This window comes from Streptococcus sp. LMAG:39 (genome assembly GCF_008680485.1).
Classification (GTDB): Bacteria; Bacillota; Bacilli; order Lactobacillales; family Streptococcaceae; genus Streptococcus; species Streptococcus pasteurianus.
Genome location: NZ_NALE01000001.1, coordinates 1,341,666 through 1,361,661 on the forward strand (window position 1 = coordinate 1,341,666; position 19,996 = coordinate 1,361,661).

At 37.8% G+C, this 19,996-nt stretch carries 19 protein-coding genes and 1 pseudogene; 18 read left to right on the forward strand and 2 right to left on the reverse strand.

What is annotated here, in order from left to right; all coding sequences use genetic code 11:
• Positions 1–50 precede the first annotated feature (50 nt).
• On the forward strand, positions 51–1,184 hold the full coding sequence (locus CCC20_RS06885) for an ABC transporter ATP-binding protein (protein WP_003063066.1): 1,134 nt from the start codon (positions 51–53) through the stop codon (positions 1,182–1,184).
• A 134-nt stretch (positions 1,185–1,318) separates the two neighbouring features.
• Here the strand turns inward: CCC20_RS06885 and CCC20_RS06890 are convergent, their stop codons facing one another.
• Complete coding sequence (locus CCC20_RS06890) at positions 1,319–2,089, reverse strand: DeoR/GlpR family DNA-binding transcription regulator (protein ID WP_013851429.1); 771 nt, start codon at positions 2,087–2,089, stop codon at positions 1,319–1,321.
• Positions 2,090–2,394: 305 nt separating this feature from the next.
• Between CCC20_RS06890 and lacA the strand changes: the two genes are divergently transcribed.
• From lacA to CCC20_RS11495, 13 genes and pseudogenes are all read left to right on the forward strand, one after another.
• Positions 2,395–2,820: a galactose-6-phosphate isomerase subunit LacA gene (lacA, locus tag CCC20_RS06895; RefSeq protein WP_013851430.1), complete on the forward strand. Its 426-nt coding sequence runs from the start codon at positions 2,395–2,397 to the stop codon at positions 2,818–2,820.
• A 16-nt stretch (positions 2,821–2,836) separates the two neighbouring features.
• Positions 2,837–3,352, forward strand: a complete 516-nt coding sequence (lacB, locus tag CCC20_RS06900; protein WP_003063071.1) for a galactose-6-phosphate isomerase subunit LacB — start codon at positions 2,837–2,839, stop codon at positions 3,350–3,352.
• An 11-nt stretch (positions 3,353–3,363) separates the two neighbouring features.
• Entirely contained in the window at positions 3,364–4,296 is a 933-nt protein-coding gene (locus tag CCC20_RS06905) for a tagatose-6-phosphate kinase (RefSeq protein WP_003063073.1), read from the forward strand.
• A 6-nt stretch (positions 4,297–4,302) separates the two neighbouring features.
• Positions 4,303–5,280, forward strand: a complete 978-nt coding sequence (gene lacD, locus CCC20_RS06910; protein WP_287179749.1) for a tagatose-bisphosphate aldolase — start codon at positions 4,303–4,305, stop codon at positions 5,278–5,280.
• Positions 5,281–5,292: 12 nt separating this feature from the next.
• The gene (locus CCC20_RS06915; protein ID WP_287179751.1) at positions 5,293–5,766 is read left to right on the forward strand and encodes a PTS sugar transporter subunit IIA; all 474 of its coding nucleotides are present in this window, start codon (positions 5,293–5,295) and stop codon (positions 5,764–5,766) included.
• Between the two features lie 13 nt (positions 5,767–5,779).
• Positions 5,780–6,082, forward strand: a complete 303-nt coding sequence (locus tag CCC20_RS06920; protein ID WP_003063077.1) for a PTS sugar transporter subunit IIB — start codon at positions 5,780–5,782, stop codon at positions 6,080–6,082.
• A gap of 35 nt (positions 6,083–6,117) precedes the next feature.
• Positions 6,118–7,518 (forward strand): PTS galactitol transporter subunit IIC, encoded by a 1,401-nt coding sequence (locus tag CCC20_RS06925; RefSeq protein WP_003063078.1) that lies wholly within the window; start codon positions 6,118–6,120, stop codon positions 7,516–7,518.
• 109 nt (positions 7,519–7,627) lie between these two features.
• Positions 7,628–8,524: an aldose 1-epimerase family protein gene (locus CCC20_RS06930; RefSeq protein WP_003063081.1), complete on the forward strand. Its 897-nt coding sequence runs from the start codon at positions 7,628–7,630 to the stop codon at positions 8,522–8,524.
• 195 nt (positions 8,525–8,719) lie between these two features.
• Positions 8,720–9,556, forward strand: coding sequence for a PRD domain-containing protein (locus tag CCC20_RS06935; RefSeq protein WP_117575441.1), 837 nt, complete (start codon positions 8,720–8,722; stop codon positions 9,554–9,556).
• Between the two features lie 10 nt (positions 9,557–9,566).
• Positions 9,567–10,967 (forward strand): 6-phospho-beta-galactosidase, encoded by a 1,401-nt coding sequence (gene lacG / locus CCC20_RS06940; RefSeq protein ID WP_003063084.1) that lies wholly within the window; start codon positions 9,567–9,569, stop codon positions 10,965–10,967.
• 12 nt (positions 10,968–10,979) lie between these two features.
• Positions 10,980–11,291, forward strand: coding sequence for a PTS sugar transporter subunit IIA (locus CCC20_RS06945; protein ID WP_003063087.1), 312 nt, complete (start codon positions 10,980–10,982; stop codon positions 11,289–11,291).
• Positions 11,292–11,532: 241 nt separating this feature from the next.
• Positions 11,533–13,212 carry a PTS lactose transporter subunit IIBC gene (locus tag CCC20_RS06950; protein WP_058692677.1) on the forward strand — a complete coding sequence of 560 codons (1,680 nt, stop codon included), beginning with the start codon at positions 11,533–11,535 and terminating at the stop codon, positions 13,210–13,212.
• A 10-nt stretch (positions 13,213–13,222) separates the two neighbouring features.
• A pseudogene (locus CCC20_RS11495) lies at positions 13,223–13,505 on the forward strand (glycosyl hydrolase 53 family protein); the annotation flags it as partial.
• A gap of 359 nt (positions 13,506–13,864) precedes the next feature.
• On the opposite strand, the gene CCC20_RS06960 reads toward CCC20_RS11495, so the two are convergent.
• On the reverse strand, positions 13,865–14,698 hold the full coding sequence (locus CCC20_RS06960) for an AraC family transcriptional regulator (RefSeq protein WP_058692679.1): 834 nt from the start codon (positions 14,696–14,698) through the stop codon (positions 13,865–13,867).
• Between the two features lie 109 nt (positions 14,699–14,807).
• Between CCC20_RS06960 and CCC20_RS06965 the strand changes: the two genes are divergently transcribed.
• The 4 genes from CCC20_RS06965 to CCC20_RS06980 are packed head-to-tail and all read left to right on the forward strand — an operon-like array spanning position 14,808 to position 19,978.
• Positions 14,808–16,970, forward strand: a complete 2,163-nt coding sequence (locus CCC20_RS06965) for an alpha-galactosidase (RefSeq protein ID WP_058692680.1) — start codon at positions 14,808–14,810, stop codon at positions 16,968–16,970.
• Positions 16,971–16,981: 11 nt separating this feature from the next.
• Entirely contained in the window at positions 16,982–18,253 is a 1,272-nt protein-coding gene (locus tag CCC20_RS06970; protein WP_058692681.1) for an extracellular solute-binding protein, read from the forward strand.
• A gap of 12 nt (positions 18,254–18,265) precedes the next feature.
• A complete protein-coding gene (locus CCC20_RS06975; protein WP_009853329.1) occupies positions 18,266–19,132 on the forward strand; it encodes a carbohydrate ABC transporter permease in 867 nt (288 codons plus the stop codon).
• Between the two features lie 12 nt (positions 19,133–19,144).
• The gene (locus tag CCC20_RS06980; RefSeq protein WP_058692682.1) at positions 19,145–19,978 is read left to right on the forward strand and encodes a carbohydrate ABC transporter permease; all 834 of its coding nucleotides are present in this window, start codon (positions 19,145–19,147) and stop codon (positions 19,976–19,978) included.
• The last annotated feature ends 18 nt before the right edge of the window (positions 19,979–19,996 follow it).

Below are 19,996 nucleotides of genomic sequence, written 5' to 3' on the forward strand. Positions count from 1 at the left end.
AAGCGTTATCTTTGTTATAATAAAGCCACATAGATTAAAGGAGTTACAAAATGGTAGAATTAAACCTTAACCACATTTACAAAAAATATCCAAATGCAAGTCATTATGCTGTTGAAGATTTCGATCTTGACATCAAAGATAAAGAATTTATCGTTTTCGTAGGACCTTCAGGTTGTGGTAAATCAACAACACTTCGTATGGTTGCTGGTCTTGAGGACATCACAGAAGGTGAACTTAAAATTGATGGTGAAGTTGTTAATGACAAAGCACCAAAAGACCGTGACATTGCCATGGTTTTCCAAAACTATGCCCTTTACCCACACATGACTGTTTACGATAACATGGCATTTGGGCTAAAACTTAGAAAATATAAAAAAGATGACATTGACAAACGTGTTCGTGAAGCTGCTGAAATTCTTGGCTTGACAGAGTTTCTTCAACGTAAACCTGCTGACCTTTCAGGTGGTCAACGACAACGTGTTGCCATGGGGCGTGCCATTGTCCGTGATGCCAAAGTGTTCTTGATGGACGAACCTTTGTCAAACTTGGATGCTAAATTGCGTGTGTCAATGCGTGCTGAAATTGCCAAAATCCACCGTCGTATTGGTTCAACAACAATCTACGTTACTCACGACCAAACAGAAGCCATGACACTTGCTGACCGTATTGTTATCATGAGTTCTACAAAAAATCCTGACGGTTCAGGAACAATTGGTCGTGTCGAACAAATTGGTACACCACAAGAACTTTATAACCGTCCTGCTAATAAATTTGTTGCAGGATTTATCGGTAGCCCCGCCATGAACTTCTTTGAAGCAATGGTTGAAGGCGATGCTTTGGTCAATGATGCTGGCTTCAAGATAACTTTGCCAGAAGGTCAAAAGAAATTGCTTGAAACAAAAGGGTATAATGGTAAAAGAGTTATCTTTGGTATTCGCCCGGAAGATATTTCAAACAATCCATTGGTCCGCGATACTTATCCTGGTGCAACAATCAAAGCAGAAGTAACTGTGTCAGAATTGCTTGGGGCTGAAACAATGCTTTATGTCAAATCTGGTGATGTTGAACTCGTGTCACGTACAGATGCGCGTGATACTTATGAACCAGGTGAACAAGTTGAATTGACTTTAAATGTGGCTAAAGGTCACTTCTTCGACCCTGAAACAGAAGCAGCTATTCGCTAATTTTTCCAAAACAAAACTATTCTAGAATACAATATAAAAATCCCTACACCAGCAAGTGTAGGGATTTTTTGTTGATTGATAAATTCATAAAAAAGCTGTTTATCAGGGGATAAGCAGTTTCTTTGTGACTAAAATCAGTCTGTGGCAACGATAATATCGGTTAGTGGACCGAATTTTTCTTTGGTGTCGCTGGTAATAGCAGAATCGGTTACCAGATGATTGATATCGCTAATGCGATAGAAATCGTAAAAGTCGTATTTGTCGAATTTTTCATGGTCAACGAGCAAGAATGTTTCAATGGCGTTATCAAGTGCGATACGTTGAATTTCTCCTTCACTCTCACTATATGTGGCAATAGAATCACCAAATACACCATTGGCACTCACAAAAGCCTTTGAGAATTTTAGGTTTTGGAGGTAGTTGGCAGTCAAAGATCCGACAAAAGCGCCTGTAATATCACGATATTCTCCACCAGTTAAGATTAAATCGGTGTTTTTATTTTCATTTAAAATGTTAAAAACAGGCAAACTGTTTGTAATAACTCGAATATTTTTGGCGACGAGTTCACTTGCAAAATGTTCGAGTGTCGTTCCTGGTCCAATAAAAATTGTTTCTCCTTCTTGAACAAGCTGACTAGCGAATTTAGCGATAGCACGTTTTTCTTCAATTTGAAGTTCTTGTTTTTCAGTGTTTGATTTTTCGTGTTTACTTCTGATTTTTGGGCTATCAATGCTCTGTGCACCACCGTGGATGCGGATAAGTAAGCCGTCTTTATCAAGCTCATCCAAGTCTCGTCTGACAGTCATATCTGAAACGCCAAGCTCTTTAATGACATCATTAACGGTAATGATGCCTTTGACATTGACTTTTTCAAGAATCCACTGGAGGCGTTCTTTTTTTAGCATAATAATCTCCTTTCCATTTGCATAATAAATGATATCTTACTTCCATATTATCATAAAAAATAGACGAACTCAACAAATAAGAAAAAAAGAAACACTACGAAATAAAACTGTAATAAAGCTGATAACTCTGATGTTATCATTAGTTTTGTGGATATAATTACATTATTGGTAAACATAAAACAACAAACAAAACAAAAAATATTAAACAAATGTGTTGACAAATGTTTGTTTTGGTTTTATTATATAAATATAAAAAAACGTTTTTAAAAATTATCTAGATAAAAGAAGAATTTTGAGGTGTTAAAATGACAGTTATTCTTGGTTCAGATGCCGCAGGTGAAACTTTGAAAAATATTATCAAAGAATACTTGCTTGCAAATGATTATGATGTTAATGATGTGACAGATGTGACTAAAGATTTTGTTGATAATACGCTTGCTGTTGCAGCGGGTGTCAATGCGGCTGAAGGCAATCTTGGCATTATGATTGATGCTTATGGTGCTGGTAGCTTTATGACAGCAACTAAAATCAAAGGGATGGTCGCAGCGGAAGTTTCAGATGAACGCTCTGCTTACATGACACGTGCTCACAACAATGCTCGTATGATTACTATGGGGGCAGAAATTGTCGGTGTTGAATTAGCTAAAAATATTGCCAAAGGGTTCTTGGAAGGTCACTATGACGGTGGTCGTCACCAAATCCGTGTTGATATGTTGAATAAAATGTGTTAGGAGCGAGGAAGATAAAATGAAAATTGCAATTGGATGTGACCATATCGTAACAACAGAAAAAATGGCAGTGTCAGATTTCTTGAAATCAAAAGGTTATGAGGTTATTGATTGTGGAACATATGACCACACACGCACACATTATCCTATCTTTGGTAAAAAAGTCGGTGAAGCGGTGACAAGCGGTCAAGCAGACCTAGGTGTTTGTATTTGTGGAACAGGTGTTGGAATCAACAACTCTGTCAACAAAGTTCCAGGTATTCGCTCAGCTTTGGTTCGCGACATGACAACAGCGATTTACGCCAAAGAAGAATTAAATGCTAATGTCATCGGTTTTGGTGGTAAAATCACAGGTGAATTACTCATGTGCGACATTATTGAAGCATTTATCAAAGCTGAATACAAACCAACAGCAGAAAATAAAGCTTTGATTGAAAAAATTGCACAAGTCGAAACGGTCAATGAGGACCAAACATCACCAGATTTCTTTGATGAATTTCTTGAAAAATGGAATCGTGGCGAATATCAGGATTAGGAGAAAATCAGATGATTCTTACTGTAACATTGAATCCGTCAATTGATATTTCTTATCCGCTTGATGAGCTAACTTTGGATACGGTCAATCGTGTTTCCGAGGTTAAAAAAACAGCAGGTGGTAAGGGTTTGAACGTCACACGTGTATTGTCAGAAATTGGCGATAATGTGACTGCGACAGGTTTTATCGGTGGAAAGCTAGGTGACTTTTTAACAAGTAGGCTTGACCAAAATGGTATCCAACATCGTTTCTTTCCGATTCATGGGGAAACCCGCAATTGCATTGCGATTTTGCATGAAGGCTTGCAGACAGAAGTTTTGGAAGCAGGTCCGATGATTGACCAAGATGAGGCAGATGGTTTTCTTAATCATTTTCGTTACCTTTGCCCGTCTTATGATGTCATCACAATTTCGGGTAGCCTTCCAGCGGGGCTTGAAAGCGATTATTATCAAAAAGTCATTGGACTTGCTAATTCCCAAGGCAAAAAAGTAGTGCTAGATTGTTCTGGTAAGGCTTTGGAAGCTGTTTTAACAGGTAATGATAAACCGTTTGTTATCAAGCCAAACACAGAAGAATTATCACAACTTGTTGGAAGAGAAGTGAGCGATGATGTGGATGAGTTAAAACAAATCTTGCAAGATGATTTGTTTGCAGGGATTGATTGGGTGGTTGTTTCACTAGGCAGCAAAGGAGCTTTTGCGAAACATGGTGACCACTATTACCGTGTTATCATTCCAAAAATCAATGTGGTCAATCCTGTTGGTTCTGGTGATTCAACGGTGGCTGGTATTGCGTCAGCGATTGTTCATAATCTTTCCGACAAAGATTTCTTACGTCATGCGAATGCCCTCGGCATGCTAAATGCTCAAGAAAAAATGACAGGTCATGTCAATATGACAAATTACGAAAACTTATTTAATCAGATTCAGGTAGAAGAGGTATAAGAAAACATGGTATTAACACAAGAAAAACGTAACTTGCTTGAAAAGCTTAGTCGTGATGGCGTGATTTCTGCTTTGGCATTTGACCAACGAGGAGCACTTAAACGCATGATGGCAAACTATCAAACAGAAGAACCAAGTGTTGAACAAATCGAACAATTGAAAGCCCTGGTTTCAGAAGAATTGACACCGTATGCGTCATCTATTCTTCTTGACCCTGAGTATGGTTTGCCAGCAAGTAAGGTTCGTGATGCGGATTCAGGTCTCTTGTTAGCTTATGAAAAAACAGGTTACGATGCGACAACAACAAGTCGTTTACCAGATTGTTTGGTAGAATGGTCAGCTAAACGTCTTAAAGAAGCGGGAGCTGATGCAGTGAAATTCTTGCTTTATTATGACGTTGATGGTGACGAATACGTTAATCTTCAAAAACAAGCTTATATCGAACGCATTGGTGCAGAGTGTAAAGCTGAAGATGTGCCATTCTTCCTTGAAATCTTAACTTATGATGAAAGTATCTCTGACAATACAAGCGCAGCCTTTGCCAAAGTAAAACCTCACAAAGTTAACGAAGCCATGAAAGTTTTCTCTGATGCCCGCTTTGGTATTGATGTGCTCAAGGTTGAAGTCCCTGTCAACATGACATATGTTGAAGGTTTTGCGGAAGGTGAAGTGGTTTACACTAAAGAAGAAGCCGCTAAAGCTTTCAAAGATCAAGAAGCAGCAAGTCATTTGCCATATATCTATCTTAGCGCGGGTGTTTCAGCAAAACTTTTCCAAGAAACGTTGGTATTTGCGGCTGAGTCAGGTGCAAAATTCAACGGTGTCCTTTGTGGACGTGCTACTTGGGCTGGCTCTGTACAAGTGTATATCGAAGAAGGCGAAGCAGCAGCCCGTGATTGGTTAAGAACACAAGGACGTAAAAACATTGAAGAACTTAATGAAGTCCTTGCCAAAACAGCTAGCTCTTGGACTGAGAAAGTGTAAGAAGGTGATTAAATGACTCAATTATTTGCAGAAGATACGGTATATATATCTGAACAACAAGATCAAAAAAGTGTTTTTAAAGAAATTGCTCAGAAATTATTTGAAAAAGCTCTTGTAACAGAAGAATACTTGGATAATTTAATCGATAGAGAGGAAAATTATCCGACTGCCTTACCGTTAAGTCCAATTGATTCGAGTCTTCCTAATATTGCTATTCCACATACAGAAAGTCAGTTTGTAAATGTTACTCGTATTGTTCCAGTTAAACTGGAACATGCGATAACATTTCATAATATGATTTTGCCAGATGAAAAACTAGAGGTTTCATTTTTGTTCATGATTTTAAACAATGAAGAAAAAGAGCAAGCTGGTTTATTGGCAGCAATAATGGATTTTATTAATAGACAAGATAAGGAAGCATTAATTAAATTTTTTAATTCTGAAAATACAGAAAGAATTTATCAATTTTTGAAAAATAATTTTTAAGGAGGAATTTCTCATGATTAAAATTTTAGCAGCGTGTGGAGCCGGGGTTAACTCAAGCCATCAAATTAAAAACGCCCTAGAAACAGAATTGACTAAACGTGGTTATCAAGTGTCGTGTGATGCTGTTATGATTAAAGATATTAATGAAGAATTGTTATCGCATTATGACATCTTTGCACAAATTTCTAAGACTGATTTAGGTTTTGATGTTAAGCTTCCAGTTGTTGATGCTGGTGCTATTCTTTATCGTATTCCAGCAATGGCAGAACCTGTTTATAAGAAAATGGAAGACGTTATTAATAGCTTAAACAAATAAATTAAAGCGCTTTCGAAAGAAAGGTAAGAGATGAAATGAATGTAATTATCGACTTTGCAAATACGATTTTCCAACCAATTATTGATCTTGGCGCCGCTCCGTTAATGACAATCATCCTGACTGTCATTGCCCTCTTCTTTAAAGTGAAATTCACTAGAGCATTAGAAGGCGGTATTAAACTAGGAATTGCCTTAACAGGTATTAGCGCAATTATCAATATCTTGTCAACGGCATTTTCGGGTGCTATGGCTGACTTTGTTGCCCGAACTGGTTTGGAATTAAATATCACTGACGTTGGTTGGGCACCGTTGGCAACTATCACTTGGGGCTCACCTTATACCCTATATTTTTTGATGGTAATGGTCATTGTAAATATCATTATGTTGGTATTGAATAAAACCAATACGCTTGATGTTGATATTTTCGATATTTGGCACTTATCAATTGTTGGCTTGTTTGCTATTTATAGTGGAGCAAACCTCATGATTGCAACGATTTTGGTTATTTTTATCGGTATTTTAAAAATTATCAATTCAGACCTTATGAAACCTACTTTTAATGATTTATTGGGTGCTGGTGATGAAAATCCGATGACAACAACTCACATGAACTACATGATGAATCCAATTATTATGGTATTCGATAAAATTTTTGACAAGCTTTTCCCTTGGCTTGATAAATATGACTTCGATGCTGCTAAATTAAATGCTAAAATTGGTTTCTGGGGTTCAAAATTTGCAATTGGTATTTATTTAGGAATCTTTGTTGGCCTATTAGCAGGTCAAACACCAACAGAAATTGCTTCTTTAGCTTTTACAGCAGCTGTCTGCTTGGAATTGTTCTCATTGATTGGATCATGGTTTATCGCTTCTGTTGAACCACTTTCTCAAGGTATTACTGACTTTGCTTCTTCAAAATTACAAGGACGCACATTAAATATTGGTTTGGACTGGCCATTCATTGCAGGTCGTGCAGAAGTATGGGCTGCCGCTAATATTTTAGCTCCAATTATGTTGTTAGAAGCAATTGTTTTACCAGGAAATAAATTATTACCGCTCGCAGGTATTATTGCGATGGGGGTTACTCCAGCTTTGCTAGTTGTGACACGTGGTAAATTAATCCGCATGATTGTCATTGGTGCTATTGAATTACCGCTATTCTTGTGGTCAGGAACGTTGATTGCACCATTTATCACAGAAACTGCTAAAAAAGTGGGTGCCTTTCCAAGTGGTTTAGATGCTTCGACCATGATTTCTCATACAACAATGGAAGGTCCAATTGAAAAATTCTTGGCATTCTTTGTTGGTAAAGCTTCAACTGGTGATTTGACTTACGTTCTTTATGCAGCAATTGCTTTAGTTGTTTACACGTTACTCTTCTTCTGGTATAAAGGAGAAATGAAAAAACGTAATCAAGCTTATCAAGAAGCCAAATAGTAATACATCTAATCTAACTCACTAAAACTTCTTTTATTATTTTGTTTTTACGCGTGATGAGAATGGCAGTTATGAAGCTGTTCATTCTCATTTTATTTAGGAGAAAATAATGGTTATTGAATTAAAAAATGATTTCTTAACAGTTCAGTTTAAGGAATTTGGTGGTGCTTTGTCATCCATAAAAGATAAAGACGGCGTCGAATATTTGTGGCAAGGAAATCCAGAGTATTGGAGTTCACAAGCACCAGTATTATTTCCGATTTGTGGGAGCTTACGTGATGATGAAGCTATTTATCGTCCTAGTAGCCGTCCCCATTTTACAGGTGTGATACCGCGACATGGTTTGGTGCGTAAGAAGACTTTTACTTATGAACCATTATCTGAAAATAGCCTTGCTTTTTCAATCACCCCTGATGCGGAAATGTTGGCAAATTATCCTTATGATTTTGAGTTGAAAATCATTTACACTTTGACTGGAAAGACGATTAAAACAAGTTACCAAGTGACCAATCGTGAGACAGAAAAGGCTATGCCTTACTTTATTGGTGGGCACCCTGGGTTTAATTGCCCATTGCTTGCTGATGAATGTTATGAAGATTATTATCTCGAATTTGAAAAAGAGGAAACTTGTACTGTTCCAGAATCGTTTCCAGAAACAGGGCTTCTTGATGTGAACAAGCGTACGCCTTTTTTGGAAAAGCAAAACATTCTAAATTTGGATTATGCTTTGTTTGCCAAAGACGTTGTTACTTTGGATAAATTAGCTTCACGCAGCGTTTCTTTGAAATCTCATAAACACGAAAAAGGATTGCGTTTGGATTTTGAAGATTTTCCAAATTTGATTTTATGGTCAACCGTCAATAAGAGTCCTTTTATTGCTCTAGAGCCGTGGAGCGGCTTGTCAACGTCACTTGATGAAAGTGATATTTTAGAAGATAAACGCCAAGTGACTTTTGTGGCGAGTGGCGAAATGAGTGAAAAATCCTTTGATATTACGATTTTTTGAATTTGTTTAAAATAAACAAAAAAATACAAAGAAAGGGTTTACAAAATTAAAGTTGTGTGTTATATTATAACCGTAGAAATTAATAGAGTGGATTGTAACTAAGACATTAGGCAAGACCGCAAATGATCTAGGAGGGAAAATTCTAGTTTGTTTGTGGTTTTTTTATTTGTCTAGGAACCACGTGAGGAGAGTAGAATGTTTCGGATTGTACAAGCGCTCAACAATAATGTTGCTCTGGTAAAAAATGAGCAGGATGAACAAGCCGTTGTCATGGGGCTAGGGATAGTCTTTCAAAAGAAAAAAGGTGATTTAATCACTCCAAGCAAAGTCGAGAAAGTTTTCCTTTTGAAAACAGAGGAATCCAAAGAAAATTTTTTAACCCTTTTGAAAAATATTCCGCTTGATATTCTAACGGTGACTTATAATATGATTGATGATTTGGTAGCCAAATATCATTTTCCGGTTCAGGAATACCTGTATGTAACCCTTACCGACCACGTTTATTCGGTATATCAAAAGCTTTTAAAGGGAGCTTATCAGGAAAGTCATTTACCAGATATTTCAGCGGCGTATGTTACCGAGTTTCAAATGGCGCAAGAAGCTGTTGTTATTTTAGGTCAAAAGTTGTCAGTAACTTTTCCAGATGATGAAGTCGGACGAATGGCTCTGCATTTCATTAATGCTAAAGGTGATTACGAAGTTTCTGATAATAACAAAGAGGATGCAACTAAAAAAGTACTAGCTTTGATTGAGGACAAATTGGCAAAAAATAATATCAAGCGGAGCACAGAAAATAGTAATCTTTACGACCGTTTGATGATTCATTTAACCTACCTTATTAATCGATTGCAGATGAACCAGCAAGACAATGCATCGTTGATTAATTTGGAAGAATATGTGAAAACAGATTATCCGAAAGCCTATCAAATTGGGCAAGCCATTTATGATTTGATTGGACAAGAATTAAAAATAGATTTATCGCGTAGTGAACGTGTTTACCTTGTGATTCACATTCAACGCTTATTGAAATAAGGAGAAAATTATGTATCAATTACCAGAAGATTTTATTTTTGGTGGTGCAACAGCAGCCTACCAAGTTGAAGGAGCTACTAAAGAAGGCGGTAAAGGTCCAGTAGCTTGGGATGATTTCTTAGCAGAACAAGGGCGTTTCAGTCCAGACCCTGCTAGTGATTTTTATCATCAATACCCACAAGATATTGAACTTTGTGAAAAATTTGGTGTCAACGGACTTCGGTTATCCATTGCTTGGAGCCGTATCTTCCCAAATGGTACTGGTGAGGTCAACCAAGAAGGAGTTGATTATTACCACAAAGTGTTTGCGGAATGTCAAAAACGTAACATCACAGCCTTTGTCACGCTTCATCACTTTGACACGCCAAAAGTTTTGTTTGACAATGGTGATTTTTTAAACCGTGATACGATTGAAGCTTTTGTTAACTATGCAAAATTCTGTTTTGAAGAATTTACAGAAGTTCGTCATTGGAGTACATTCAATGAAATTTACCCAGTAGCAACCAACCAATATTTGCTTGGTATTTTCCCACCAGGAATCAAATATGACCTGTCAAAAGTCATTCAATGTCTGCACAATATGATGTATGCGCATGCGCGTGTGGTTAATTTGTTCAAAGATGGTGGCTACCAAGGTGAAATCGGTGTGGTACATTCTCTTGAAACAAAATACCCAGCAACAGATAGTAAAGAAGATAAACATGCTGCTTTCTTAGATGATGCTCTTTCTATTCGATTTTTACTGGATGCAACTTATTTAGGTTATTATTCAAACGAAACAATGGAAGCGCTTAACGAAATCTGCGCAGCTAACAATGCCAGCTACGATTTCCTTGATAGTGACTTTGAGGAAATGAAAAAAGCCAGTCACCGCAACGATTATCTTGGTATCAATCATTACCAATGTCACTTTGTTAAAGCCTACAATGGCGAAAATGCCATTCATCACAACGGTACAGGTGACAAAGGAACATCTGTTTACAAAGTTAAAGGTATTGGCGAACGCATTTACAAAGAAGGTATTCCAAGAACGGACTGGGATTGGATTATCTATCCAGAAGGTCTGTATGACTTGCTTCTTCGTATCAAAGCAGATTACCCACATTACAATAAAATCTATATCACAGAAAATGGTATGGGCTATAAAGATGAATTTGACGATGGTATCATCATAGATCAACCGCGTATTGATTATTTGAAAGTTTACCTGCAATCTCTTGCCAAAGCAATTGATGCTGGGGTTAATGTTAAAGGTTATTTCCTTTGGTCATTGATGGATTTGTTCTCATGGTCAAATGGTTATAATAAACGCTATGGTTTGTTCTATGTGGATTTTGAAACACAAAAACGTTATCCAAAAGCGTCAGCTTACTGGTATAAACACATTAGCGATACAAAAATTGTAGAATAGGAGATTTAGAAAATGGATAAAAAAGAATTACAAATGTTAGGTTTTGAAATTGTGGCTTACTCAGGTGATGCAAGGAGCACACTTCTTCAATTGCTTAAGGAAGTTCGCTCTGGCAACTTTGATAATGTTGATAAAGCGATTAAAGATGCTGACGAAAATTTGGCTAAAGCTCACAATGCTCAAACACAATTGTTAGCACAAGAAGCAGGCGGTGAAGATTTGGAACTTGGTTTCATCTTTGTTCACGGTCAAGACCACTTGATGACAACCTTGTTGCTACGTGACCTCATTACGGATTTTATTGAATTATATAAAAATCGCTAATTTTTGAAAAAAGAAAGGACGGAACATGGCTTGGTAAAATCTTACACTCTTTGAAAATCAAATGCAGGCGTTGTTGACTTGATTTGATGAACTTCAGTTTAATCTGTATCAGCATCGCCTAGCCTGACTTCGATTTTCAGTGAGTATCCTTATTCTCAATAGTCATTTCTGACAGGTCTTGCTTACCCTTAAGACGTATTAGAGATGACTAGCCAAGCCTAGGTTCTTAGGGAGTTGTATCATGAACAAACTCATTCAACAAATTGAAAAAGGGAAACCTTTTTTTGAAAAAGTTTCTCGTAACATTTATTTAGGTGCCATTCGTGATGGTTTCCTTGCGGCAATGCCAGCGATTCTCTTTTCTAGTATCTTTATCTTGATTGCATCGATTCCAGATGTGTTCGGAGTGACTTTGCCAGAAGATTTCTCAAATTGGCTTTGGAAGATTTATAACTACTCAATGGGTGTCGTTGCGCTTCTGGTTTCAGCAACAACTGCACGTTGCTTGGCAGAATCTGTTAACCGTAAGATGCCAGGTAATAAGAAAATCAATGCGGTTTCTGTTATGCTTGCCTCAATTGTCAGCTTCTTGATGTTGAGTGCTGATGAGCTTGACGGTGGTTTTGCTAGTGGTTATATGGGGACAAAAGGTATCCTCGCCGCCTTTGTAGCCGCCTTTATCACTGTTAATGTTTACAAATTCTGTGTTATTCGTGACATCACTATCAAGATGCCAAAAGAAGTACCAGGAACGATTTCGCAAACATTCCGTGATATCTTCCCATTCTCATTTGCCGTATTTGCAGCTGTTATCATTGATACTATCATTCGTTATTTCTTTGGAGCATCATTTGCAGAAGCTGTTATTACACTTCTTCAACCATTGTTTACAGCAGCAGACGGTTATCTTGGAATTGCTATTATCTGGGGTGCTATGGCGCTCTTCTGGTTCGTTGGTGTGCATGGTCCGTCAATCGTAGAGCCAGCTATCGCAGCTATTATCTATGCTAATGTTGAAACGAATCTTCAATTATTCAAAGCTGGTGAACATGCTTCAAACGTTTTGACTGTTGGTCTTGGTAACTTCGTTGGTACTATGGGTGGTACTGGTGCAACACTTGTCGTTCCATATCTCTTCTTGCTATTTGCCAAATCAAAACAATTGAAAGCTGTTGGTAAAGCTTCATTTATCCCAGTCAGCTTCGCCGTTAACGAACCTTTGCTTTTTGCAACACCAATTATTCTTAACCCTTATTTCTTTGTTCCATTCCTTTTGGCACCAATTGCCAACGTTTGGATTTTCAAATTCTTTGTTGATGTGCTTCAGATGAATAGCTTCATGTATGTTCTTCCTTGGGCAACACCAGCGCCAATCGGACTTATTCTTGGTACAGGCGTTAGCCTTCTAGCTGTTGTTCTTGTCCTTGTTTTAATCGCTGTTGATGCGATTATCTACTTCCCGTTCATTAAAGCTTATGATGCATCACTTCTTGAAGAAGAAGCTGAAATTGCTGCGCAAGAAACTGCTGCTGAAAGTGCAACTCCAGTAAAAGCTGCAGCTGAAAAAGTTGTTGAGGAAAAACCAGCTGTTAAAGTCACAACTGACAAACCAATCAACGTTTTGGTCCTTTGTGCTGGTGCTGGTACAAGTGCTATGCTTGCTAATGCTCTTACTGAAGGTGCCGCTGCCACAGGTGCAAACATCACAGCGTCAGCAGGTGCTTACGGTTCACATTATGAGATTATGAAAGATTTTGACATGATTGTACTTGCTCCGCAAGTTAATTCATTCTACGAAGATATTAAGAAAGATACGGATGCGCTTGGTATTAAGTTAGCAGCTACAAAAGGTGCTGAATACATTAAATTAACACGTGACCCAGAAGGTGCCGTAGCCTTCGTAATGTCTTATTTTGCCTAACCTATTCTAGAAAAGCTGGGGTGGTGATGGTCAAGAATTCACTCGCCTAGCAACTTTCCTAAAATCTGGTGTTCAAGCTGTGAAAGATACGCAGACAAGTAATAACACCTATCATGATCCATTTAGCAGACGGTGGTGACAAAGCAACTTTCCAATGGTGGCTTGATGAAATTACCAATCAATCCGTTGATTTTGATATTGTCGGCATTTCCTATTCCCCATATTGGCATGGCACATTAGCAGAACTCTCTGAAAATATGGATAATATCAGCGAGCGTTATAACAAAAAAGTTCCATTTATCAAACGATTAGCAACCTCAGCTCAGGTACTTACAAATTAAGCATTGACACCATGAGGGACACTAGCCTTGAGACTGCTCAGCTTTATATCAAAAACTATGGCGGCAGTGAGCAAAACATCTCCCTAAAAGACTCAAAATGTACACGATTGATAACATCCAAATCACAAACGGACAATGTGAAATCGGCATTTACGTCAATGCCTCTGCTAACAAATGGTTAAACATCGATAACGTCAGACTTGTTAAAGTCGATTAGTTATATATTTCATTTCACCCCCAAGAGCTTAGTCCCTTGGGGATTTTGGGTGTTGTAAAAAAACGTTAGGTAAGAAAATCCTAACGCTTTTTGCTTAATTTTTTAGTGTTTTGCGGTAATTGCTTGGGCTTTGGTTGAAGTATTTTTTGAAGGCTTTGCTGAATGTGAGACCATCCGTGAAGCCTACGGCGTTTGCGACTTCTGAGATATGAAAAGTAGTGTTGGTAAGTAAATCAGCACTTTTTTTCATGCGGACTTGGATGATATAATCTTTGATCGAATAGCCAGTTTCTTCTTTGAAAATCTTGTAGAGGTAGCTGCGGTTGAGATTGAGTTTATCAGCAATTTCTCCCACTTTTAAAGAAGTTCCATATTGTGAATGAATTATTTTTTTAGTTTGTCTAATATAATTTTGAATAAGAATACTACCATCAGAAATTGCTTTACTGGGAGATTCTTCTATTAGGTAAGCAAGTAGTTTGTAAAGTTCAGCAATCAGTTGGAGTTCAGTCACGTCATCAAGTTTTTGATCGCGAAATTGAGTTAATTTGACGATTTGATCAAGAACCCTGGACTTAAGTGTTGAATGACAGAAGTATTGCTCTAGTAGCTGAGTTTTACTTAAAATACTTTCAGCCTTTGAGCCACTAAATCCAACCCAAAGATAAGTCCAAGGGTGCTTGCTATCAGCTTGGTAGAAGGTCACTTTTCCTTTTGGCAAAATGAACATATCACCTGTTTTAAGTTCGGTCGTTGTGCCATCAATTTTGAAAGTTCCCTTGCCATCAACAATGAAATGAAGGACGTAGTTATCCCTAACAGTAGGTCCAAAAGAGTAGTTTTTATCACAAATCTCAGCACCATAATGGTCGACGTTCAGGTCAAAATTATTCGTGCCAAATTCGTTGTAGGTATTTAGAATATTCAAAGTATCAACTCCTTTATAAACAACATTTTACCATATTTGCCCAACATGATACCATTCAAGAGGTAAATAAATGATGGTAAAATTTTAGTAAACAAAGGGAGGAATTATCATGGGAATTCGCATCGAAGGAAATCTTTTTTACATTCAAAGTAAAGAGATGTCAATGATTATAGAAAATAAAGAAGGGGATTTGCTTCTTCGTCATATTGGAGGCAAAATCGCCAAATACCACGGCTCAAACGCTATTTTGGAGAAGGACCACGCTTTTTCAGGAAATCCAACTCCAGATAACCGCACCTTTAGTTATGATACCCAACGCCAAGTTTTTGGCGTTCACGGGTTCGGAGATTTCCGACAACCATCTCTAAAAATAGCACACGCTAATAACGAATTGACACAATTTAAGTTAACATCTAGTGAGATTTTACATGGTGCAAAAGAAGCAACAGGATTACCTAATCCACATTCAACAGAAGATGCCGAAACTTTAGTTTTGACACTTGAAGACAAAGTCGCTTCGCTAGAATTAAAACTTTACTACACTGCTTATGCTGATTGCAGCACTATTTCAACTCATGCTGAGGTTCGAAATTTATCAGATAAAGCAGTTGTTATCAATCGTGCTTTGTCAACCATGCTTGATGTGCCAGCTTCTGATTATGATGTGGTGACATTGCAAGGTGCTTATGCACGTGAAAAAACGGTTCGTCGTCAAAAAGTTGAACAAGGTATTTTCACAGTTGCTTCAAATCGCGGTGCTTCAGGTCATGCTCAGACTCCAGCTGTGATTTTGTGTGATAGGACAGCGACGGAGGATGCTGGCAGTGCCCTTGCTTTGCAACTGCTTTATAGTGGTAATTTTCAAGCTTTTGTTCAAAAAAATCAATTGAATGAAGTTCGCTTAGGGATTGGTATTAATGATGATAACTTTGCTTGGCAATTAGCAGCAGGTGATAGTTTTGAAACGCCAGTGGCTTTGATGACTTATTCGGCAAAAGGTTTGACACACTTGAGCCAAGAAAGTCAATTGTTTGTGCAAAATCATATCATGCCAAAACAATTTGCTCATGTTGAGCGTCCGATTCTTATCAATAATTGGGAAGCGACTTATTTTAATTTCAAAAAAGAAAAATTGCTTGATTTAGCTGACGAAGCAAGCAAACTTGGTATCGAGCTTTTTGTTCTTGATGACGGTTGGTTTGGTAATCGATTTGATGATAATCGTGCGCTTGGTGACTGGGTTGTCAACGAAGAAAAACTCGGTGGACCTTTGAATGACTTGATTGCTGAAGTGCATGCCAAAGGTTTGAAATTTGGTTTGTGGTTTGAACCAGAAATGATTTCTGTTGATAGTGACCTTTATCGTGCGCATCCAGATTGGGCTATTCAAGCTGAGGGTCGTGCTCATACTTATTCTCGTAATCAATTAGTACTTAACCTTGCCAACCCTGATGTGGTAGCTTATATTAAATTAGCTATCGATGAAATCTTGACAGAAAATGCTATTGATTATGTTAAATGGGATTATAACCGTAACATCACAAATATCGGAAATGGTGATACTTATCTTGCGACCCAAATGCAATCTCATGCTTACATGCTAGGCTTGTATGATTTGGTGTCTTATTTGACAGAAAAGCATAGTAACATTCTCTTTGAATCTTGCTCAGGTGGCGGTGGTCGAAATGACCTTGGTATGATGCGCTATTTCCCACAAGTTTGGGCTAGTGATAATACAGATGCCATTTCTCGTTTGCAAATTCAATATGGTTCAAGCTATCTGTACCCAACTATCTCTATGGGTTCCCATGTTTCAGCAAGCCCAAATCACCAAATGGGACGCACAACACCAATTGAAACACGTGGAAATGTTGCTATGATGGGAAATCTTGGCTACGAACTTGATTTGACAAGCCTACCAGAAAGTGACAAAGAAGTGATTGCTACTCAGGTTTCTCACTACAAAGATATTCGTCCAGTTGTCCAATTTGGGAAGCATTATCGTCTTATCAATCCAGAACAAGGCGCAAATGAAGCGGCTGTGCAATTTGTCTATGAAGATAAAGTCGTTGTAACTTACGTTCGCACACTTTCAATGATTGAAACAATTGAAACGACGCTCAAACTGAAAGGTTTAGAGGAAGCAGATACCTATCGCTTACAAGAAACAGGACAAGTTTTCTCCGGGGCTGAACTCATGTATGCAGGTTTGACCGTAACTCTCCCACAAGGTGACTATCTCAGCAAACAATACTATTTTGTGAAACAATAAGGAGGTTTTCAATGAAATGGCGTAAACAATTGATAGCTGCTGGCATAGTAGCTTTAGCTACCGCTGCTGGTTTAATATTGACGGCGTGTTCAAAAGAGGATGACACATCGGCTGCTGGCAAGGTAACTATTGAATATTTCAATCAAAAGAGAGAAATGGCGGATACGTTAAAAGAAATCATTAAGGATTTTGAAGCAGAAAATCCTAACATCCACGTTAAAATGACAAATGTTCCAGGTCCTGGAACAGTTCTAAAAACACGTATGCTTGCAGGTGACGTCCCAGATGTCATTAACATTTATCCTCAGAATGTGGATTTTAAAGAGTGGGCAAAAGCTGGTTATTTTGAAGATATGACAGGTAAGTCTTATCTTGAGAATATCAAAAATAACTATGCAGAAAACTATGCAGTAAATGGAAAAATTTATAGCGTGCCTTTATCAGCCAATGTTTCAGGAATTTACTTTAATAAAACAAAATTTGACGAATTAGGACTCAAAGTTCCAGAAACTTGGGATGAATTTGCAACTTTGGTAAAACAAATCAAGGCTGACGGTGAAACACCATTTGCGCTTGCTGGTAGTGAAGGTTGGACTTTAAATGGTTATCATCAACTGGCTTACATTAGCGTGACTGGTAGTGGTGATAAGGCAAATGATTACCTTCGTTTTTCTCCCGTTAATTCTATCTCAACTTCTGATAATGAAGTTAAGGAAGTTCTAACTCGTTTGGATTTGCTTGCTGATAAGGGGAACCAGCAAAGTAATTGGGAAGGTGCTTCTTACAACGATTCTGTTGTGGCATTTGCGACTGAAGAAGCCTTGATGATACCAGGTGGTTCATGGGTATTAGCGGCGATTAAACAACAAGATCCTGATTTTGAAATTTCAACATTTGCCTTTCCTGGTGAAAAAACTGGTCAAGAAGCTACAGTTGGAGCGGGAGATTTGGCGCTATCAATTTCATCATCAACAAAGCACAAAAAAGAATGTGAAAAATTTATTTCTTATATGGCGTCAGCTGAGGCTATGCAAAAATATTATGATGTTGATGGTTCGCCAGTGTCTGTAGAGGGTGTGGTTGAAGATGACAATTCTCCACTTGCTCCGCTTTATCAGCTAGCATTTACAGATAAACACTATGTTTGGCTTGGTGAAAATTGGACAAGCGAAGATGATTTCTTTAGTTTGACAGCTAACTATGTTTTGAATCAAGATACTGATCAATATGTTAGTGAGTTAAATGCATTCTTCAATCCAATGAAAGCTGACGTAAATAAATAGGAGGAGAATAGAATGCGAAAATTTTTAAATAAGTATTGGGGCTGGACATTTCTGATTATTCCTTTAATGTTACAAGCTATTTTCTTCTATTTTCCAATGTTTCAGGGAGCTTTTTATAGTTTTACGAACTGGACTGGCTTGACTTATAATTTTGATTTTGTAGGGATTAATAACTATAAAATTTTGATGACTGATAGCAAATTCTTTAAGGCGCTTGGGTTTACCTTAATTTTAACTCTTGCTTTAATTGTGGGAGAAATTGTCATTGGTATCTGGGTAGCGCGAGCTTTGAATGCTAAAATCAAAGGACAAACTTTTTTTAGAGCGTGGTTCTTTTTCCCAGCTGTTTTATCAGGGTTAACAGTATCTTTGATTTTCAAACAAGTATTTAACTATGGATTACCTGCCATTGGTGAAGTTTTGAACATTGAATTCTTGAAAACAAGTCTTCTAGGGACATCTGGCGGCGCCATTTTTGCAGCAATTTTTGTCATGCTATGGCAAGGTGTCGCAATGCCAATTATCCTTTTCCTCTCAGGGCTTCAAACTATCCCAAGTGAAATCACAGAAGCAGCAGCAATTGATGGTGCAAATAGCAAACAAACGTTCTGGAATATTGAATTGCCATATTTGTTGCCAAGTATTTCAATGGTCTTTATCATGGCGCTTAAAGCTGGTTTGACAGCTTTTGACCAGATCTTTGCTTTGACTGGTGGTGGACCAAGCAATTCAACAACTTCAATTGGGCTTTTGGTTTACAATTACGCCTTTTCAAGTAACCAATATGGTTATGCTAACGCCATTGCCTTGATTCTCTTTGCTATTATTGTTTTGGTATCAGTGTTGCAATTGAAATTATCAAGTCGTTTCGAAGTATAAATGGAGTGAAATATGAAAAAAGAAGAACGTTATCATACTTTTTGGAAATATGTGCTCTTAGTCATGGGATCAATTTTGATTTTGATTCCATTGCTAGCAACAGTCTTTAGTTCATTTAAGACGACTAAAGATATCATGCAACATTTCTTTGCTTTTCCAAATCCTGTCACCTTGAGTAACTACACACGCTTGTTGGCTGACGGTATTGGACATTATTTCTGGAATTCAACGATTATTACAGTTGTTTCGGTGATTTTGGTAACCCTATTTATTCCTGCGGCAGCCTATTCAATTGCGCGTAACATGAGCAAAAAACGCGCTTTTAACATCATGTATAGCTTGCTAATTTTGGGAATTTTCGTGCCATTTCAAGTTATCATGATTCCAATCACAGTTATGATGAGCCGACTTGGTTTGACAAATATTTGGGGCTTGATTATCTTGTATCTGACTTATGCTGTACCACAAACTTTATTCTTGTATGTTGGTTACATTAAGCTAAGTGTTCCTGAAAGTTTGGATGAAGCTGCTGAAATTGACGGAGCTGATAAATTTACCACATACCGCAAAGTGGTCTTTCCAATGTTAAAACCAATGCATGCCACAACTTTGATTATTAATGCCCTTTGGTTCTGGAATGACTTTATGCTCCCCCTCTTAATGTTGAATAAATCTTCAGAGTCATGGTCATTGCCGCTTTTCCAATACAACTACACAGGACAATACCTCAGCGATTACGGACCAAGCTTTGCCTCATATATCGTCGGTATTATTACCATCACAATTGTTTATCTTATCTTCCAAAAACACATCATCTCAGGAATGAGCAATGGCGCAGTGAAGTAAGGATACAGAGGCCGTATA